This window comes from Streptomyces sp. DH12, assembly GCF_020873895.1.
In the GTDB taxonomy this organism is placed as follows: domain Bacteria; phylum Actinomycetota; class Actinomycetes; order Streptomycetales; family Streptomycetaceae; genus Streptomyces.
The window spans coordinates 1-645 of the sequence record NZ_JAHWGT010000395.1 but is presented as its reverse complement, the minus strand read 5'-3'; the positions used below and the strand labels follow the sequence as shown (position 1 = coordinate 645).

Below are 645 nucleotides of genomic sequence, written 5' to 3'. Positions count from 1 at the left end.
CCCTGATGATCAACGTCCTGAAGGTGTTCGACCTGGTGTTCATCATCGCGCCCGGCTCGTCCCAGGACGACGCGAACGTCCTCGCGCTGGAGCTGTACCGCAAGGGCTTCTCCGAGGACCAGCCGGGCGTCGCCAGCGCCATCGCGGTGTTCCTGCTGCTGCTGGTGATCCCGGTGATGTGGTTCAACGTACGGCGGCTGAGGCGGGAGGTGCGGCGATGAGCGCGGACGCCGGAAGCGTCACCAAGGCGGGCGTGCGGCCCGCCGGGCCCGCGCGGGCGGAACGGCCGCTGGGGTCCCGGCTCGCCCAGTGGGTGAGCGGCGGGGCGGTCCGCGTCTTCCTGATCGTCGTCGGCCTGTTCTTCGTCGGCGGGATCATCTCCTTCGTGAAGCAGAAGATGCCCACGAGCCTGATCACGCTGATGTCCGTCGGCGCCGCGCTGTGCATCGTCACGGGCCTGCTGCAAATGGAGGTGTGAGCCCTTGAGCACCACCAGGAAGGTCGTGGTCTTCGACTACGGCTTCGGCAACGTCCGCTCCGCCGAGCGCGCCCTCGCGCGCGCCGGGGCCGACGTCGAGATCACCCGCGACTTCGACACGGCGATGAACGCCGACGGGCTGCTGGTGCCCGGCGTCGGCGTTCATC

At 69.3% G+C, this 645-nt stretch carries 1 protein-coding gene and 2 pseudogenes; all 3 read left to right on the top strand.

All coding sequences use genetic code 11. The features are described 5' to 3' along the window. Positions 1–221, top strand: a pseudogene (locus tag LPA54_RS34775) (sugar ABC transporter permease); the annotation flags it as partial. Beyond that, positions 218–478 carry a hypothetical protein gene (locus tag LPA54_RS34770; protein ID WP_228984616.1) on the top strand — a complete coding sequence of 87 codons (261 nt, stop codon included), beginning with the start codon at positions 218–220 and terminating at the stop codon, positions 476–478. The pseudogene LPA54_RS34775 and the gene LPA54_RS34770, both read left to right, overlap by 4 nt. 4 nt (positions 479–482) lie before the next feature. Beyond that, positions 483–645: pseudogene (locus LPA54_RS34765) on the top strand (imidazole glycerol phosphate synthase subunit HisH); the annotation flags it as partial.